General features: G+C 67.5%; 13 protein-coding genes and 5 pseudogenes. 9 read left to right on the forward strand and 9 right to left on the reverse strand.

Translation table 11 applies throughout. The features are described 5' to 3' along the window. Positions 1-44 precede the first annotated feature (44 nt). A pseudogene (locus KUM03_RS39275) lies at positions 45-134 on the reverse strand (GNAT family N-acetyltransferase); the annotation flags it as partial. Positions 135-297: 163 nt separating this feature from the next. Here KUM03_RS39275 and KUM03_RS38425 point away from each other — a divergent pair. Further along, a complete protein-coding gene (locus KUM03_RS38425) occupies positions 298-1257 on the forward strand; it encodes a hypothetical protein (RefSeq protein WP_254399616.1) in 960 nt (319 codons plus the stop codon). Between the two features lie 354 nt (positions 1258-1611). Here the strand turns inward: KUM03_RS38425 and KUM03_RS38430 are convergent. Further along, positions 1612-1807, reverse strand: a pseudogene (locus tag KUM03_RS38430) (FAD-dependent monooxygenase); the annotation flags it as partial. Positions 1808-2116: 309 nt separating this feature from the next. Beyond that, positions 2117-2701, reverse strand: a complete 585-nt coding sequence (locus tag KUM03_RS20350; RefSeq protein ID WP_217250702.1) for a GNAT family N-acetyltransferase — start codon at positions 2699-2701, stop codon at positions 2117-2119. 545 nt (positions 2702-3246) lie between these two features. Here KUM03_RS20350 and KUM03_RS39045 point away from each other — a divergent pair. Next, positions 3247-3426, forward strand: coding sequence for a hypothetical protein (locus KUM03_RS39045; protein WP_217250703.1), 180 nt, complete (start codon positions 3247-3249; stop codon positions 3424-3426). 234 nt (positions 3427-3660) lie between these two features. Beyond that, positions 3661-3899 (forward strand): annotated as a pseudogene (locus tag KUM03_RS38440) (IS3 family transposase); the annotation flags it as partial. A gap of 175 nt (positions 3900-4074) precedes the next feature. Here the strand turns inward: KUM03_RS38440 and KUM03_RS38450 are convergent. Next, positions 4075-5805 carry a PE-PGRS family protein gene (locus KUM03_RS38450; RefSeq protein WP_254399617.1) on the reverse strand — a complete coding sequence of 577 codons (1731 nt, stop codon included), beginning with the start codon at positions 5803-5805 and terminating at the stop codon, positions 4075-4077. Between the two features lie 380 nt (positions 5806-6185). On the opposite strand from KUM03_RS38450, the gene KUM03_RS38455 reads away from it, so the two are divergent. Continuing rightward, positions 6186-6428: a hypothetical protein gene (locus tag KUM03_RS38455; protein WP_254399645.1), complete on the forward strand. Its 243-nt coding sequence runs from the start codon at positions 6186-6188 to the stop codon at positions 6426-6428. On the opposite strand, the pseudogene KUM03_RS38460 reads toward KUM03_RS38455, so the two are convergent. Both KUM03_RS38460 and KUM03_RS38900 read right to left on the reverse strand, forming a co-directional pair. Further along, positions 6391-6619 (reverse strand): annotated as a pseudogene (locus tag KUM03_RS38460) (hypothetical protein); the annotation flags it as partial. The gene KUM03_RS38455 and the pseudogene KUM03_RS38460 sit on opposite strands and share 38 nt — an antisense overlap. Positions 6620-7209: 590 nt before the next feature. After that, positions 7210-7335 (reverse strand): hypothetical protein, encoded by a 126-nt coding sequence (locus KUM03_RS38900; RefSeq protein WP_302185879.1) that lies wholly within the window; start codon positions 7333-7335, stop codon positions 7210-7212. A gap of 89 nt (positions 7336-7424) precedes the next feature. On the opposite strand from KUM03_RS38900, the gene KUM03_RS20375 reads away from it, so the two are divergent. After that, positions 7425-8117, forward strand: coding sequence for a hypothetical protein (locus tag KUM03_RS20375; protein WP_308406364.1), 693 nt, complete (start codon positions 7425-7427; stop codon positions 8115-8117). A gap of 191 nt (positions 8118-8308) precedes the next feature. Here KUM03_RS20375 and KUM03_RS20380 read toward each other — a convergent pair. Continuing rightward, a pseudogene (locus KUM03_RS20380) lies at positions 8309-9480 on the reverse strand (hypothetical protein). On the opposite strand from KUM03_RS20380, the gene KUM03_RS20385 reads away from it, so the two are divergent. Then, complete coding sequence (locus KUM03_RS20385) at positions 9434-9889, forward strand: transposase family protein (RefSeq protein ID WP_217250704.1); 456 nt, start codon at positions 9434-9436, stop codon at positions 9887-9889. The pseudogene KUM03_RS20380 and the gene KUM03_RS20385 sit on opposite strands and share 47 nt — an antisense overlap. Next, entirely contained in the window at positions 9838-10104 is a 267-nt protein-coding gene (locus KUM03_RS20390; protein WP_254399639.1) for a transposase family protein, read from the forward strand. Before KUM03_RS20385 ends, KUM03_RS20390 begins: the two co-directional genes overlap by 52 nt. A 377-nt stretch (positions 10105-10481) precedes the next feature. Here the strand turns inward: KUM03_RS20390 and KUM03_RS20395 are convergent, their stop codons facing one another. After that, a complete protein-coding gene (locus KUM03_RS20395; protein WP_217250705.1) occupies positions 10482-10946 on the reverse strand; it encodes a hypothetical protein in 465 nt (154 codons plus the stop codon). Positions 10947-11130: 184 nt separating this feature from the next. Here KUM03_RS20395 and KUM03_RS38465 point away from each other — a divergent pair, with 184 nt between their 5' ends. Next, positions 11131-11349: a DUF6411 family protein gene (locus tag KUM03_RS38465; protein WP_308406367.1), complete on the forward strand. Its 219-nt coding sequence runs from the start codon at positions 11131-11133 to the stop codon at positions 11347-11349. Positions 11350-11658: 309 nt separating this feature from the next. After that, on the forward strand, positions 11659-12531 hold the full coding sequence (locus KUM03_RS20400) for a hypothetical protein (protein WP_217250706.1): 873 nt from the start codon (positions 11659-11661) through the stop codon (positions 12529-12531). 361 nt (positions 12532-12892) lie between these two features. Here KUM03_RS20400 and KUM03_RS20410 read toward each other — a convergent pair whose 3' ends face one another. Continuing rightward, on the reverse strand, positions 12893-14071 hold the full coding sequence (locus KUM03_RS20410; RefSeq protein WP_217250708.1) for a Cmx/CmrA family chloramphenicol efflux MFS transporter: 1179 nt from the start codon (positions 14069-14071) through the stop codon (positions 12893-12895). Positions 14072-14249 lie beyond the last annotated feature (178 nt).

A 14249-nucleotide genomic window follows, 5' to 3' on the forward strand; every position in this document is an offset into this window, starting at 1 on the left:
TCTCGCGACGATCGCCCCGCTCGCGGTTCTCGCCGAGCCGGCAGTTACGGGATCAAGAACTCAAGCTCGGGCCGGTCCCACGTCACCGCGGGAGGGTTCGCTGAGGCGTTTCCGGTGGGCTTCCCGCCAACACGCCGTCTCTACGGCGTATGGGCATCATCGAGCTGTGCCGGGGTGGCGCCGCGCGAGACACCGTGAATCGCTGCGGGTCCGACATGCGTAGTACGCGCGGGCAGCGGGAACAACACGAAAAGTCTGAGCGGGGGAGCGCCCAGTGTCTCGGGTGGAGGGGAAGGGATGACCGGGGACCGCGTCAGGTGGACGAACGGCGTGCGTCGGCGGTCCCTGCTGAACCCCGTGTACGCGGCAGCCTTGCTCTTCCACCCTGCGTGGATTCCCCCGGCGCTCGATCCCAGCATCGATACGCTTCGACGGGTGCGCACCATCGCTGGCCTTCTCACCTGCTTCGGCGTGCACGTAGCACTCGCCGATTTCAGCATCCCGTCACCGCTGAGCAAGATCAATAATGTGGTGCTGATTCTGCTGACCGTCCATCCCGTGACGGTCGGCGTCATGCTGCTGGTCTGGCGGAAGCGCGGCCACCAGGTCCGCACACTGAGGGTGCCCGTACTGAGAGGCTTCATCCTGCTGGCCTCCTACGTCGGTGCCCTTTTGATCCTCATCCAACTCACGATCGCGAGCCCGGAGAGCGAGACCAGCCCCGGTGCGGAGATGATCCATATCGGTGTTGCTCTCTGGCTGTTCTGCTTCGTCATCGTCGCGTCGCTGGCGGTCATCAAGAATCTCTTCGGGAGCGCCGCCATACACCCCAGCCTGCCTGCGCTCCTTGCCACGATCATCACCTGGCTGGCCGCGTTGCTGGATCTGAACACCGACGAGGTCGTCTTGGGCGTGGTCCTCGTCCTGAGCGGCCCTGTGACGGTTACCGCCGTCGCCGTCCTCGAACTGTCCAGGCTTCGTCGACACCACGGCATAGAGTTGCTCACCCATCCTGGTGCGCCTCCGCAGCCTGGTCAGCCCCGTCCGGGCGGCGGGGCCGACTTCCAACCGTTCTGGTTCGCTGTGCCGGTGACGCGGCCGCTCTTCGCGGAAGACGGTTCACCGAACCCGGTGGCGCAGCTGACACCTGGCACCTGGTACCTCGCTGTGGAGCAGCGCTGTGAGGGTCTGGTCGCACAGACACAGGACGGGCATCGCGGTGTTCTACGGGACAGCTCCGACATTGAGCGCGGCTAACTGATCGTGTTGATCCTGTTTCTGACGACCTGTGGGAGCAGGCGGCCCCCGCTTCGAACCTCGTCAGCCGAAAGCGACTCACCTCCACAGCACTCATCATGTTCCTCCGCTGGCTCACCGAATTGGGACGCATATCGCCCGGACAGCTCCCAGGACTTGTCCGGGCGATCGTGCGGGGATCGGCGATTTCGATCCATGGAGTGATCTATCGATCCTGCTCAGTGATCATCTTGAGCATGGCGTGGGCTGTGTTGCTTTCGGAGTCGATTCCGTGAACCTCGGTGTCTTCAAAAGTGACGGCCGCGGCGCTGCGGGTGAACATGGCCCGCTCGTACTCGGTGAGCGGGGCCTCGTTGTCGTCGAGGTAGGTCCTCACGAACGATGTGCCGGCGTACTCGGGTGTGGCGTCGGAGAGCAGCGGCCGGACATGCGACCACGCACCGTCCGCACTGACCAGCAGACTGGTGACGACAGTGCCGCCGTCGGTGAACGTCACTTCATGACGGCCCTCGCCGAGAACACGGGCGCCAGTGACCTTGTGCCCCCACCGGTGCGGACGGAGTGCAGTGACGGGACCTCTCTGAACGAACCGGCTGCTGAAGGGCGCTGAGCGGCTGATGAAGGCCTTCTCGCGTGGCGGTGGCCAGGAGCCACACGGTGCGGCGGGGGCCGTCCGGAAGCGCCCTGCGGGGTCTCCCGGACGCGACGCACGGTCCGGCTGAGCTTCCTCGCGCTGCGGTCGTTTCGTAAGGACTTCTTTGAGCTCCGGGGCACGGCTGCGAAGTGGCCCCAGGCGGCGTACGGAGTCTGGTCCCCTCTGCCCTCAGAGCGCCGACTGCATGTGATTGATCAGGGAGATTCAATCGCCTCGGATGCGGGCGTGCAGGTGCATGTCGTGTCGGCCGTCATCGTGGACCGCGGCGCTGCGCTTGGTGCCTTCCAGGAGATAACCGGACTTGGTGGCGACCCTGCAGGAGGCATGGTTACGGGTTGAGTGGTCCAGATGCAGGCGCTGGAAACCGATCTCGTCCAGGGCCCAGACAGTGAGCGTCGTGAGGGCGCGCGAGGCGATACCAGCGCCGCGGGCGGCCGGGAGAACCCAGTACGCGACGTCGGCTATGCCGTCGTCGAAGTCGAGGCCCCGCAGTGCGATCCGGCCGAGCACCTGGCCGTTGTCGTGAGCGATTGCCCAGTGGCCGCCCTTCTCAAGTTCCCAGTCCTGACGGTATGTATCGAACCACTCCCGGACCTGAGTCTCGGTAGCAGGCCGACGTGTGTGCCAGCGGCAGATCTCCTCGTCTTGGTATGCGGAGAGGAATGCTGGTGCGTCGGCTGGGGCCCAGGGACGTAGCAGCAGTTTCCCGGTGGTGGGAAGCGCTGGTTGGGGAAGATCAGACAGGAAGCCAGAAGGAATGACGGGCGGCGTGGACAGAGCGCGAGTCATGGGCCATGGTCGCCCGGCGATGACTACGCACGTCAAGGTCACAGACTCGGCTCTTCATATGGCGACTCGTTCGCCGACCTGTTCAGGAGTGATTGGCCGGACACTGCCTGTCCGGCGGACCGCACCGCAGTCGGCGACGTTCGGCGGAGGAACACATACGGGAGAGGCGTGCCGGCATCGACTTCGACTTCGGCCTGGCCAGCCGGGCTCACGCGCTCGACTGGGTGGTGGCGCTGCACGACAATCCGGCGGCCATGCGCGGGCTGGCCGCGTCCGTGCACCCGCTGGTACGTCGCAGCGTGGCCCGGACGCGGTGGCTGCCCGCCGACGTGGTCGAGCGATGCGGCTGCGGGTGTGGCGGTGGCGGACCGGTAGCCTCACCTCACCCACCCTGACCGGCCCCTCAACCACCCCCGCTTTCCCCGGGCCGGCCTGCTCCGGTTCGCCGACGACCCGGACCCCCGGAAGCGGCGGCTCGCCCTCGAAGACCCGCGCTCCACGGCCGAGACGGTCGACCGGTCAGCCCGGGACGCGGAGACCCGCAGGTGCGGCTGCGGGCGGCGACCGACCCACGGCTGTCGCCGACGGTCGTGGAGGACCTGCTCGACGACCCGACCGACTGGGTGCGAGCGGCGGACGTCAGACATCCGCGGCTGCCCGCCCCAACGCTCGTACGACTGCTGCGCGACCCGGATACCGCGTATCGGCAGGTGGTCCGTGGGTGAGAACACGATCACAGGCGAGTACAAATCGCTGGCTCACTATTTCGCAGGTCTGTGAGGTCTCCGAAGGGCGGCTGGTCTGGTCGCGAACTGAGAGAGTTCCTCAGCGGTGGGCTGTCAGGATGCGGACGCATTCTTCCAGACAGGAACGAGTTGATGTTGCGCCTTCCTGGGCCCAGACAGCATGAGCACTGGTACTCAGCTTCACGTGCAACCATTCCCTGAGAGGGGCGAGTCATGGCACGTCCGTCTCTCTGCCCGCCCGAGCTTCGTGAGCGCGCGGTACGCATGGTCAGAGAAGTCCGTCCGGACTATCCGACCGAGTGGGCCGCGATGAAGGCAGTAGCGGCCAAGCTAGGGATCGGCGCGGCTGAGACGGTGCGGACGTGGGTCCGCAAGGCGGAGGTCGGCGCGGCCAGCGGCCCCGCGTCACGTCCGAGGAAGCCGTCAAGAGCACGCAGCTGCGGGCCGGGAACGGGCGGGCACTGGCCCGCCGCCTCGGCCGCCGCGAGCACATGAGCGACACCGTCCAGGCCACTGCCGGTCTGCTGTCCCATCAGCAGACCGCGGACCTGCCGACGACACGGCGGAAGTGAACACCGAGCCCCGCCGCCATCCTCGATGCCTCACCGCCTACCGTGCACGAGCTCGTCAGGAGCGTCGTCCGACCAGGCCCTGGTAGAGACGGCGTTTCTGCTCGATGGTTTCGGCCCCTGCCAATTTCTCCGCCCATTCCTTCTTTATCGTCTCCAGGAATTCGTGCCAGCGCTGTCCGCCCGGCTTCTCCATTTTCTTCAGCTCGACCAGGCGCTGGTTGTTCTTCATCTTCCCGGAGCCGACCTTGTCCTGTTTGTGGCCGTGCAGCACCGACTCGGGGTTGGCGGTGGCCTCCGTGGACCTGATGCCGTGGTGGTATCCGACCGGGCTGCGGGCGTGGGGCGCCACCGTCTCGATACCGACCAGCAGGGAGCCGTCCCGTGCCGCGGTGGGCGCGGTGAACACCAGGAGCATGTGCCCGTAGGAGCCGTCCGGCAGCACCACGTCGCCGTTCCAGTCCTTGGTTCCGAGGCCGCCGCCGGAGATGTTGACGCCCAGTAGATCCGGGTTGGTCATGCCCGGGGTGAAATCGGAGAGCTTGTTCTTCAGCGCCGAGCCGACGCCGCCCTGCTCCTTGAAGGCGCCAGGCTGGTCGTCCTTGTTGGGGCCGATGGTGGCACGGTGTGTGGCAAAGTCACGCACCACCACGTGCTTGTCGCGGACGCCATTCTTCGTGATGCCGAGGTTGTCGAGTAGCTGATGGGGTTGCTCACCCGAGCTGAGGGCGGGGATGCGGATGTTGACGCGTCCTCCGTGCGCGAGCGCCCGGATGACGTCGCCGTCCTTGTAGTCGAGGTGCCGGCCGTCGGTGCCGCCGACCTGGAGTCCGTTCTGCAGGACGAGCAGGAGGTTGGTGAGGATGGTGCGGGCGAAGGCATCCCGCTCCTTCATCTCGGCCTCCGGGCTCTCTCCGTCGGAGTGCTTGTGGTCCTTACTCACCCCCTCCGGGAACAGGGTGTCCACGGCTGTCTCCCTGATCTGCTCGTCCCGTTCGGCTTCCAGCTTCCGGCGTTCCGGATCGTCGGTTCCCATCGACTGGCTGTTCATGAAGCGGCCCAGGGTGTAGGCCGGGTTGTCGGGGATGCGGGCACCGCCTCGCGGGGCCTGCTCCCTGAAGGCGATGGTGGCGGCCAGGATGCGTTGTCCCGGAGACAGCTTCAGCCATGTCGAGTAGTTGGCCTGCTCCTCGGCGTTGTCGGCCTGCGTCGCCTTGCCCGTGACGCCCTTCTTGGCACCCTTGTCGGTGCCGGACTTCGCGCCCAGGCCGGCCGCGTTCTGCTCTCCCTCGGCATAGGTGCCTATGCCGATGTCCTTCAGCCAGTCCGGCCTCGCCGTCGACAGGGCCTTGATGTCGTTCACTTCGTCTTCCTGGAAGGGCTTCCCGAGGACGAGTCGGCGCTCCAGGACTCGCCGAAGCCGGGCATTCTCCCACAGCCACTTCTCCGGCCACTTCTTATGCGGCTCCCAGAAGTTGAACTTCCGCTTCTTCTGCAGCGTGTTCTTCTCGATCGACTCGGCCAGCCGGGTGACCAGGGGATCGACCGGCTGGGCGTTCTCCTCCGAAGGCGCGTCCTTGGGTGCCGCGGCCTGTTGCGTCCGCTGAACGGTCGCCGTCGCCGCCCGGTTGCCCGCCGCGCGCTGGATGTCCCTCAGCTCGGCGGGGCCCGGCCGGCCCGGTCCGCCCGCCGTCGGCGCGGACAGCGCCGTGGCCTGGGGCGAGGACACGGACCGAGCGGGTAATTTCGGCTTGTTGCGCTCGTCGGTGCTGTGCTGCTGTTCATGCATCGTTCAAGGTTGACGGCTTCGCGGCGACTGCTCAAGGGATATGAGGGCAACCCGGTGTCTCCGGTCAGGCCGGTCTCGGCGAGGCAGCCGTCTATGAGGTCGCTGCGGTATTGGATGTGTCGTAAGCCGCGTCGGATGCGCTGCACCGAGGAGCACGCATTGAACATCCCCGGCACCGGCACCGTGAGCTGGAACCCCGAGGCCCTCAACGAGATTCACTCGAACGACGAGGGACGTCCCGTCCTGTTCGCCAACGCCCGCGTCCTGACGATGGACCCGCTGATTGGAACCATGCCGGCGCCGACCTCCTCTTGGTCGCCTCCCCGGCCGTCGCGGTCGGACCCGCTATCATCACCGCGGCGGGGGACGACAACGCCATCGTGGTCGACTGCACCGGCCTGACCATCGCCCCCGCCGTCGTTGACACCGTCGCGCTGGCCGACGGCCGCGGCCACCGCTCCGAGTACGTCGCGACGCCGACACTGGGCAACACTGCCGACTTCCTGGTGCTGCCCGACGGACTCGCCGCCGACGTGCCGAGTGCGGTGGCCACCCTCGTCACCCGGCCAGAGCAAGTGCGCGCACTCGTCGCGGCCGGCCGACCGGTTCTGTCGTCTCGCTGAACCGGGCCGCCCGCGCAACCGCACGGATACCGCCGTGGCCGAGATCCGGGCCTCAACCCTCGTCATCATCGCTGCTGCCGCTCGTCGAGATGGGGCAACAGCACCGCGAACCGCACAGCGAGTTGACCGCGAACCTCGTCGGAGACGCGCGCCTCAAGACCAGATCGGCTGGCCCGGCCTAAGGTTCGCAGTCTCCGAATCAGACGCCGCGGCCTCGAGGTTCCGGACGTGCGGCAGTCTGCGGTGATGACTGACCTCATACACGCTTGGGAACGCATCGAGGCCTGGCTTCGGGAGCATCAGTGCACCAGTGCTCTCGCCTCGCTTCATCCACCCGCCTCCGAAGAGGCCCTCCAGTCGCTTCAGGGCGCCATCGCGTATCCGCTGCATCCGGACCTCGTCCAGTGGCTGAGGATCCACGGTGGCGCGCCGCCGTACCACGTTCCGGTCTGGCCGGGCGGCCACGTGCCGTACGACGTCGATGTACTTGCGGGCGGTCCCGAGTACATGGAGGAGATGCTCGAGGAGTTCAGCGAGCAACGTGCCGAAGACGGGAAAGGGCGCCGTCTGTTTCAACGGGTCGCAGTACACCTGCGCCGTGGTCAGTGTGTAAAAGATCTACGTGGACACCACCAAGGCCGACTGAGCGTCTACATCAGTGCCATGTCGTTGAGGCCGGGGGCACCGCGCGGTGCCTCCCAGCCCGTCCCTGTTGTGAAAAGGGTGTCCTCAGTTGAACCTTCGAGCCCGTCTGTGTACCAGCCCAGCGGTGTGGACCGCGTCAGTCTGGGTGGGGATCGTCCTCGTCTGCTTCCTTCACGTGCTCCACCTGGAAGCCGACCAGGTCACCAATCTGCAGCAGGGACGCATCACCTTCACCGGTGCCACGCACGCCCACCTCGCTCACGCCCCCCAAGACATACCCGCAGCACGCCCCGCCGAAGCCGCCTACACCGCAGTCTCTGCGCTCGTCCCCGCTCAGGAGTCCTGGTAGACGTGCGAACGACAGTCACCGACCGCCTGACGAGCAGCCCCGTCGCCGCACTGCTGGCCCTGGCAGGAGTCGCCGCCAGCGTCCTGGTCGGCCACGGCGGCCTCGACACGGTGGTTGGCTGCGGAATCCCCAGCGACAGCCGCCCCTCCCGAACAGCGGCGGACTGGATCACCAACGCCGATCACGTCGTCGTGGCCACTCCGACAGCCGAACAGGACACCAACCGGCGCAACTTCACCAAGGGCGCCATCCAGTATCAGACCGACCGAGCGGTGACGTTCCGCACGGACAAGATCCTCTGGTCTTCCCCACGTCCCCGGCAGCAGATCGGGCAGGACTTCGACATGGTGAGTGCCGGCTGGAACGTCTACCGCGACAGCGGCAAGCGCACCAAGCGAACGACCGCTGCGGCTCCTCGCCTCGAACCCGGCCACACCTACCTCCTCGCCCTGCGATGGGCCTCCGGGCAGTGGGCAGTACTCGGAGAAGGCGCCGCCGTCCCCTTCGACCACCAGACCGTCGGACAAGGAGAATGGTGCGGACGCACCCTGAGCAAAGAGGATGTCGCCCGCGGCGAACGCTTCTCTCGCAAAGATGATCACAGCCTCGAGAAGGCGGTACACGGCCAGGACGAACAGGCCGTCACCCGAGAACTCACACGGGCCGAGACCGAATCGCGGGCAAGAGGACGCTGATACGCGGGGAGGACGCCCCTCAAGACACACGGGCCCTTAGCTCCGTCCCCCTTTCATTCTGGAGTGCTGCGAAATGTGGGGACCGGCTGAGGCAGGCGGCGGCTCGGGCCAAAGACAACAGGGGCGGCTCACGCACGCCCCGCCATCACCTCCGCGAAGTACCGTCGCGCGGTCCTGGTGCGGTACAGCTCTCAGGACTCCGCGGCCCGTCCGAAACGCGGCGCGCTCTCGTCGTCGAGTGCCGACAGGAAGCCGCCCAGAGTGTCGGTGACCTCGTCCAGGCTGCGGGCGCTGAAGAGCACCGGCTGGTACCCGGAGATGTCGTAGTCGGTGGCCAGCATCGCGCGGATGTCGAGCGGACGGATCCGAGCCTGCCGCAGGCGGCAGATCTCCCCGGACGAGGAGAGCAGAGCCGCCCCGTAGGCCTTGGGTGTCCCGCCCTCGGCGAGGACTCCGTACTCCAGAGTGAACCAGTACACGTCGCTGATCATCTGGAGGACGTCCTTGCGCTCGGCGCGCATTGCCGCTTCCCCGATCAGCCGGTAGATGTCGGCGAAGGCCGGCGAGGCCAGGTGGATCCCGTGACCGAAGACGTCATGGATGATGTCAGGAACCGCTTGTTGCCGACCACACCGCCCGCGAGGGTGAAGTCGAAGCCCGTCAACCTTCGCAGGTGCAGCCCGACCTCGGCGTGCTGCGGGATGTGGGCCGCTGGAACGGGCGCCTGCTCACGGGCGTCGAGGGCGGCACGGCAGGCATGCTCACGTTGGGCGTTCCGGAGCCGCTGGTGGACGGTCCGCCAGGTCTGCTGCTCGGTCTCGGTGTAGTCCACTCGCGGTGAGGGGTCACCGACCCGGTGTCCGCGGGCCAGCGACGCGATGGACCGGCGCCGCGGCAGGTAGCGGGGATCACTGAGACCAGGGTGCCTGGCGGCCGCGTCGAGCCGGCCGTCGGTCGCGATCGGAGTACGCACGCGTATGTCTCTCACAAACCGATTGTCGCGGTCGGCACGCTTCCAGGAAGGGGCACAGTCCTGCTTCACCTCGGCCTGGACGTAGGCGAGCCGTGCCCTCACCGTGAACGGCTGTCCCGGACTGTTCGTGAAGTGCACCAGGAAGGACATCGCCACGTCCCAGGTGATGAGAGTGCCAGGGCGTCCACGGAGTCTCCGCCAACTTGAAGTAGTTGGCCAAAAGGCTGGTGCGACTGGCTCGCCGCTGTCCACGCGCACCGCCAACCACCTCGCCGATCTGCTGCGGAGCCATCTGAAGGCGTTCCGGTCCAGGTGGCGGATCCGGCCGCCGGGGACGATTGCGGTGATCGTGCTGGCCGTACTGCGCCATGACCAGCGCGTGGCCGACATGGCCGGCGGCAACGACGTGTCCGAGTACACCGTCCGCAGCCGGCGCGACGAGTTGATCGGACTGCTCGCCGCCCAGGCGCCGCGGCTGGACCGCGCCCTGAAGAAGGTCACCAAGCAGGGTGGGGAAGCGGTCCTGATCGACGGCACCCCCATCCGCACCCAGCGCCGCTCCGGCAAGGCTGACCGGCGGAACTACGCCGGCAACCACCGCAGCCACGGCCTGCACGTCCTCGCCCTGACCGACGAGAACGGCCGCCTGATCTGGACATCCGCCGCCCAGCCCGGCCGCACCCATGACAACGCGCCGCCCGCCACGACGACATCCTGGCCCAACTACGTGCCGCCGGCCTCGGGGCACTGGCCGACCTCGGCTTCCGCGGCCTGGACAACGACATCCTCGACCCCGTGATCGTCACCGGCTACACCGCCAGCCGCACCCACAAGCTCACCCCAGTCCAGAAGGAAGCCAACCGCGTCCTCGCCGTCGGACGGGCATCGGTCGAGCACGGCTTCGCCCACCTCAAGAACTGGAGGACCCTCACCAAGCTCCGCACCGATCCCGCCCGCGCCACCCGCCTCCTGCGCGCTCTGCTCGTCCTGACAAGCCTCGAAGTCAACCGTTGACGGATGATCTTCTCCGCAGACCCCCATGGGGGACGGCGGCCAGCGTCAGGTTCAGGCGGGGGTGAACTGCTTCCAGGACTGGGCGCCGGTGCCGTTGCACATGGAGATCGGCGCCGGTCGCTTCCAGTGTGCTCGACGAGATCGATGACGAGGTGTAAGCCGCCTCGCTGCGAGAATCGGGTCCTTGCCCGGCTTGCCCTGTCAGTCCGTACGTCTGGCCGTCAATGATGGCACTGGAAGGTCCCGGACCGCAGTCGGCGGACGGACTGGAACAGCGGCGAGGACCACGGGGAACGGACAGGACACGCATGCGGAGTCTGAGGCATGGACCGAGCACAGCCGCGTACGGATGTGGTGGAGCCGGAGGCGGCGACTGGTCACGCTTCGGGGCAGAGCGTGTTGCGTAGCCCTATGTTGATGTGGCGTGCGTCGTCTTCGGTCGGCATGACACCGTTGTAGGAGAACAGCTCCATCGCACTGTCGACCGTGTCCGGGACACCGCCGTCGAGGTTGACGCACTGGTAACGCGCCTTTTCGATGGCCTTGTCCCGGTCCTGGACGAGCTTGGGGTTGACGTCCTTGATGGCCGCGATGACGGCGCTTCGCTGGGCGCCGGTGGGCGCCGGCGGGACGACCTTGTCGGCCTCAGATGTGCCACTGCTGTCAGGGGTGCCAGGAGCCTCAAGTGCGCTGCTCGGAGACGTGGGTGCGCTGCTCGCGGCCGCGGGAACCTCGCTCGGGGTGGTGCCCCCCTTGCTGTCGGTACCGTTGTCGTTGCTGCAGCCGACAAGGCCGAAGGTGAGTACGACGGTGACGGCTGCGGTGGTGGTACGGATGCGCATTGTTCCCCCTGAAAGTTGCGAGTCCAAAGAGCATCATGCGCGCTCGATGCGCTGGGAGTGGAGCGGTCACATAACTGTGACACGACAAGGCCCAGACCGGGACTTTGTCCGGGACGATCCGCCTTCCGGCCAGGAGGGGAGTCCCGCCCGGGCTCCGAAGGCGACCACATCATTCGGCGTCGCAGTGTGCGTCGTCCTCGCCCTTCTGGCTTTCCTCGTGCCGCGCCTGTCCCACCACCCGCAACGCGGTACTCAGCGCACACTCGGTCTCGGGTCACGGGCCGGTGGGAAGGCTCCCGGCATCCTCGGGCGAGCGCTCAGCAAGCCGTTTCGCACCAGTTCCAAGGCTGTCGGCCGCAGCGGGTCGGCCGGCCGGCGAGCCCGTGGCCACATGCCGTTCTGACCGGCGCCGCGGTCTGTGGTGAGCCTCTCCAGGAGAAGCCGCAGGACGGTGTTCCGCGCAGGCGCCGGAAGGTGCGGGCAGGGAGACTGCGCCAGGGCTTGCTGGGTGGCGCAGCGTCCAGCGAGCCCGTCGGCGTCCGTCCGGCTCGGTGCCCTTTTCCCTTGCTCGACATCATGACTCGTCGGAAGTCGTCTCTCATTTACAAGTTCCGTCGAAAATAGGCATGTTGGCCACCATTCGGGGCATTCGGCCCGGAAGGCCGACGTGACGTGACGGCGGCTGGCACTCGTTGAGGGGATGGGGATTCGCATGCGTTACAAGGGGACGAAGGCCGGCGCGATCGTGGTTGCCGCGGTGACGGGGAGCGTTGTCCTGGCGGGGTGTGGTGACGGCAGCGGTTCGCAGGTCGAGGGGGGCGGCGCGTCGCCGAGCGCGAGCAGAAGCGCCGACGCCCAGGAGCAGGGCACGACGGAGGTCCGGGCCGCCTACGAGAAGACAGCCGAAGCCGAGTCCGCGCGGATGACGATCAAGATGAATCTCGCCGCGGCGGGCAAGAGAATCACGTCCGACGGCGAAGGCGTCCTGGACCTGGCCACGGGCGACAGCGTCATGACCATTACCGCGCAGGACAAGACCATCGAGCAACGCGTGGTCGACCAGGTTCTCTACCAGAAGGTGCCGGGCCAGAACGCACCGAGTGGCAAGCCCTGGATCAAGATTGACCTGGAGAAGGTCGCCGGACAGCAGGGCCTGAGCAACCAGCAGATAGGCGACCCGGCCCAGACCGCCGCCTACGCCAAGGCGATCACGGACAAGGACGTCACCAAGGTCGGTACCGAGAACGTCGGCGGAGTCAGCACCACGCATTACAAGGTCTCCGTGGACGTCTCCAAGCTGCCTGGCGGCGAACAGATGAGCCAGCAACTCGGCCCGACGCTGCCGATGCAGGTCTGGCTCGACGACGAAGGCCGGCTCCGGCGCCAGCAGATCGACCTGACCGTCAAGGCCCCGGCCTCCGCCTCCGCGAAGCCGGAGGGCAGCGCCTCGGCGCAGCAGCTGAAGATGAGTACGGTGATGCAGTTCTCGGACTTCGGGACCGAGGTCAACGCCGAGGCCCCGCCGGCCGACCAGGTTGCCGACATGACCGACAAGGCCCTCCAGGGCAGTCGGCAGCAGAGCTGAGTGGCGCAGGCCCGGTCGGTGCCCGCTGTCTGAGACCGTCAGACGGCGGGTCACCCAGTCCGGCCGGCCGCATCGAGTCCAACGCGAGCCTGAAGCACCTGTCCTACCGGGCGATCCGCAACAACCCGATGTTCTTCGACCGGGGCGAGGGCGGCACCTTCGAGGAGCTCAGGGACCGCGGGACGCTCGGGCGGGCGGTCCCGCAGCCCGGCTTCGGCGTGTGTGTCGTACCGGTTCTCCACTTGGACATGCGGGGCGCGGGAGACACCGGCCTCGGCGGCGACGTGCGCGATCGGGCGGGTGCGGCAGCGCTCCAAGAGCCGTCGGCGTCCCTTGATGGTCAAGAGGGCGTTCGCATGTGTCACCGCAGCATCTCGATGCTCCGGCTGGCCGTGATGACGGCATGCAGGGGGAACGCGATGAGCAGCGCGACCGCGACGAGGAGCCCACTCGCCCAGAGCGGTCCGAGGACCCCGGCTTCGGTGCCGAGCGTGGCCGCACCGACGACGGGGCCGGCGGCGGCACCCACGTTGAGCGCCGCGGTCGCGTATGAACCGGCCATGGTGGGGGCTCCCACGGCCTGGTAGAGGACCCGCGTGATCAGCGTGCTGCCCAGCGCGAACGACAGCGCGCCCTGCACGAACACGAGGAGGAACAGGGCAACCGGCTCATCGGCGAGCACTGCCAGGGCCGGCCAGCCGATGAGCAGCAACGGACCACTGACCGCGATGACCGGACCGGGACTTCGGTCGGACAACCGTCCGGCGGTGGTGACGCCCACGAAGGACCCTGCGCCGAAGAGCACCAGAGCGACAGAGATCCACAGCTCGTCCAGCCCGGCGCTGTCGGTCACTACGGGGGCAAGGAAGGTGAGGCTTCCGAAGGTCGCCGCGTTCACCAGCGCGCCGAGCAGCATCACCAGGATCAACCTCGGCCGGGCGAGCTGGGCGAGCTCCGCTCGCAACCCCGGCCTGCCAGTCGCCTCATCCTCATCATGTCCTGCTGGGATGCCTTTCAGGATACCGAGAGCGGCAGGCAGGCAGAGAACGGCGACAGCCCAGAAGGTGGCCCGCCAGCCGAGCGCCGTGCCGAGCACCGCCCCACCGGGGACACCGGCGATCGTGGCCATCGTCGTGCCGGACAGCAGCACGGCCAGCGCGCGTCCCTTGTTGTCGGGTGAGACCAGGCCGGCCGCAGCCGTCAGAGCGACAGCGAGGAACCCTGCGTTCGCGAGCGCGGCGGCGACCCGGGTAGCGAACAGGATGGGGAAGCTCGTGGTGAGGGCGCCCACGGCGTGAGCCACCGCGAAGACGAGGACGAATGCGAGAAGGGCCGGGCGCCTGGGCCAGTTGCGGGCAAGCGCAGCGACGAGGGGGGCGCCGACGATCATGCCGATCGCGAAGGCCGAGGTGAGCACGCCTGCTGTTGCGACGGTGACGCCGAAATCCGAGGCGATGTCCGGCAGAAGGCCGGCGAGCATGAATTCCGAGGTGCCCATGGCGAAGACCGCCAGGGCAAGCAGGTACAGCGGGAGAGGCATCGAGTGGCTCCGAGGTGAGGAGAGGCACGAGAAGGTCATCTCGTCACCGCGGCCAGCCCTGAGCGCACACTTGTCCCGTCGCAGGAAGCGGTGGGACGACAGGGCTACGAGCTCAGTGGTGCAGGGGGCTGACGGCGTGACCGAAAGCCCCCACCTTGTCTGACTCAGGACTCGACAT

It is taken from the genome of Streptomyces sp. AC602_WCS936, from assembly GCF_019049125.1.
Taxonomy (GTDB): Bacteria; Actinomycetota; Actinomycetes; order Streptomycetales; family Streptomycetaceae; genus Streptomyces.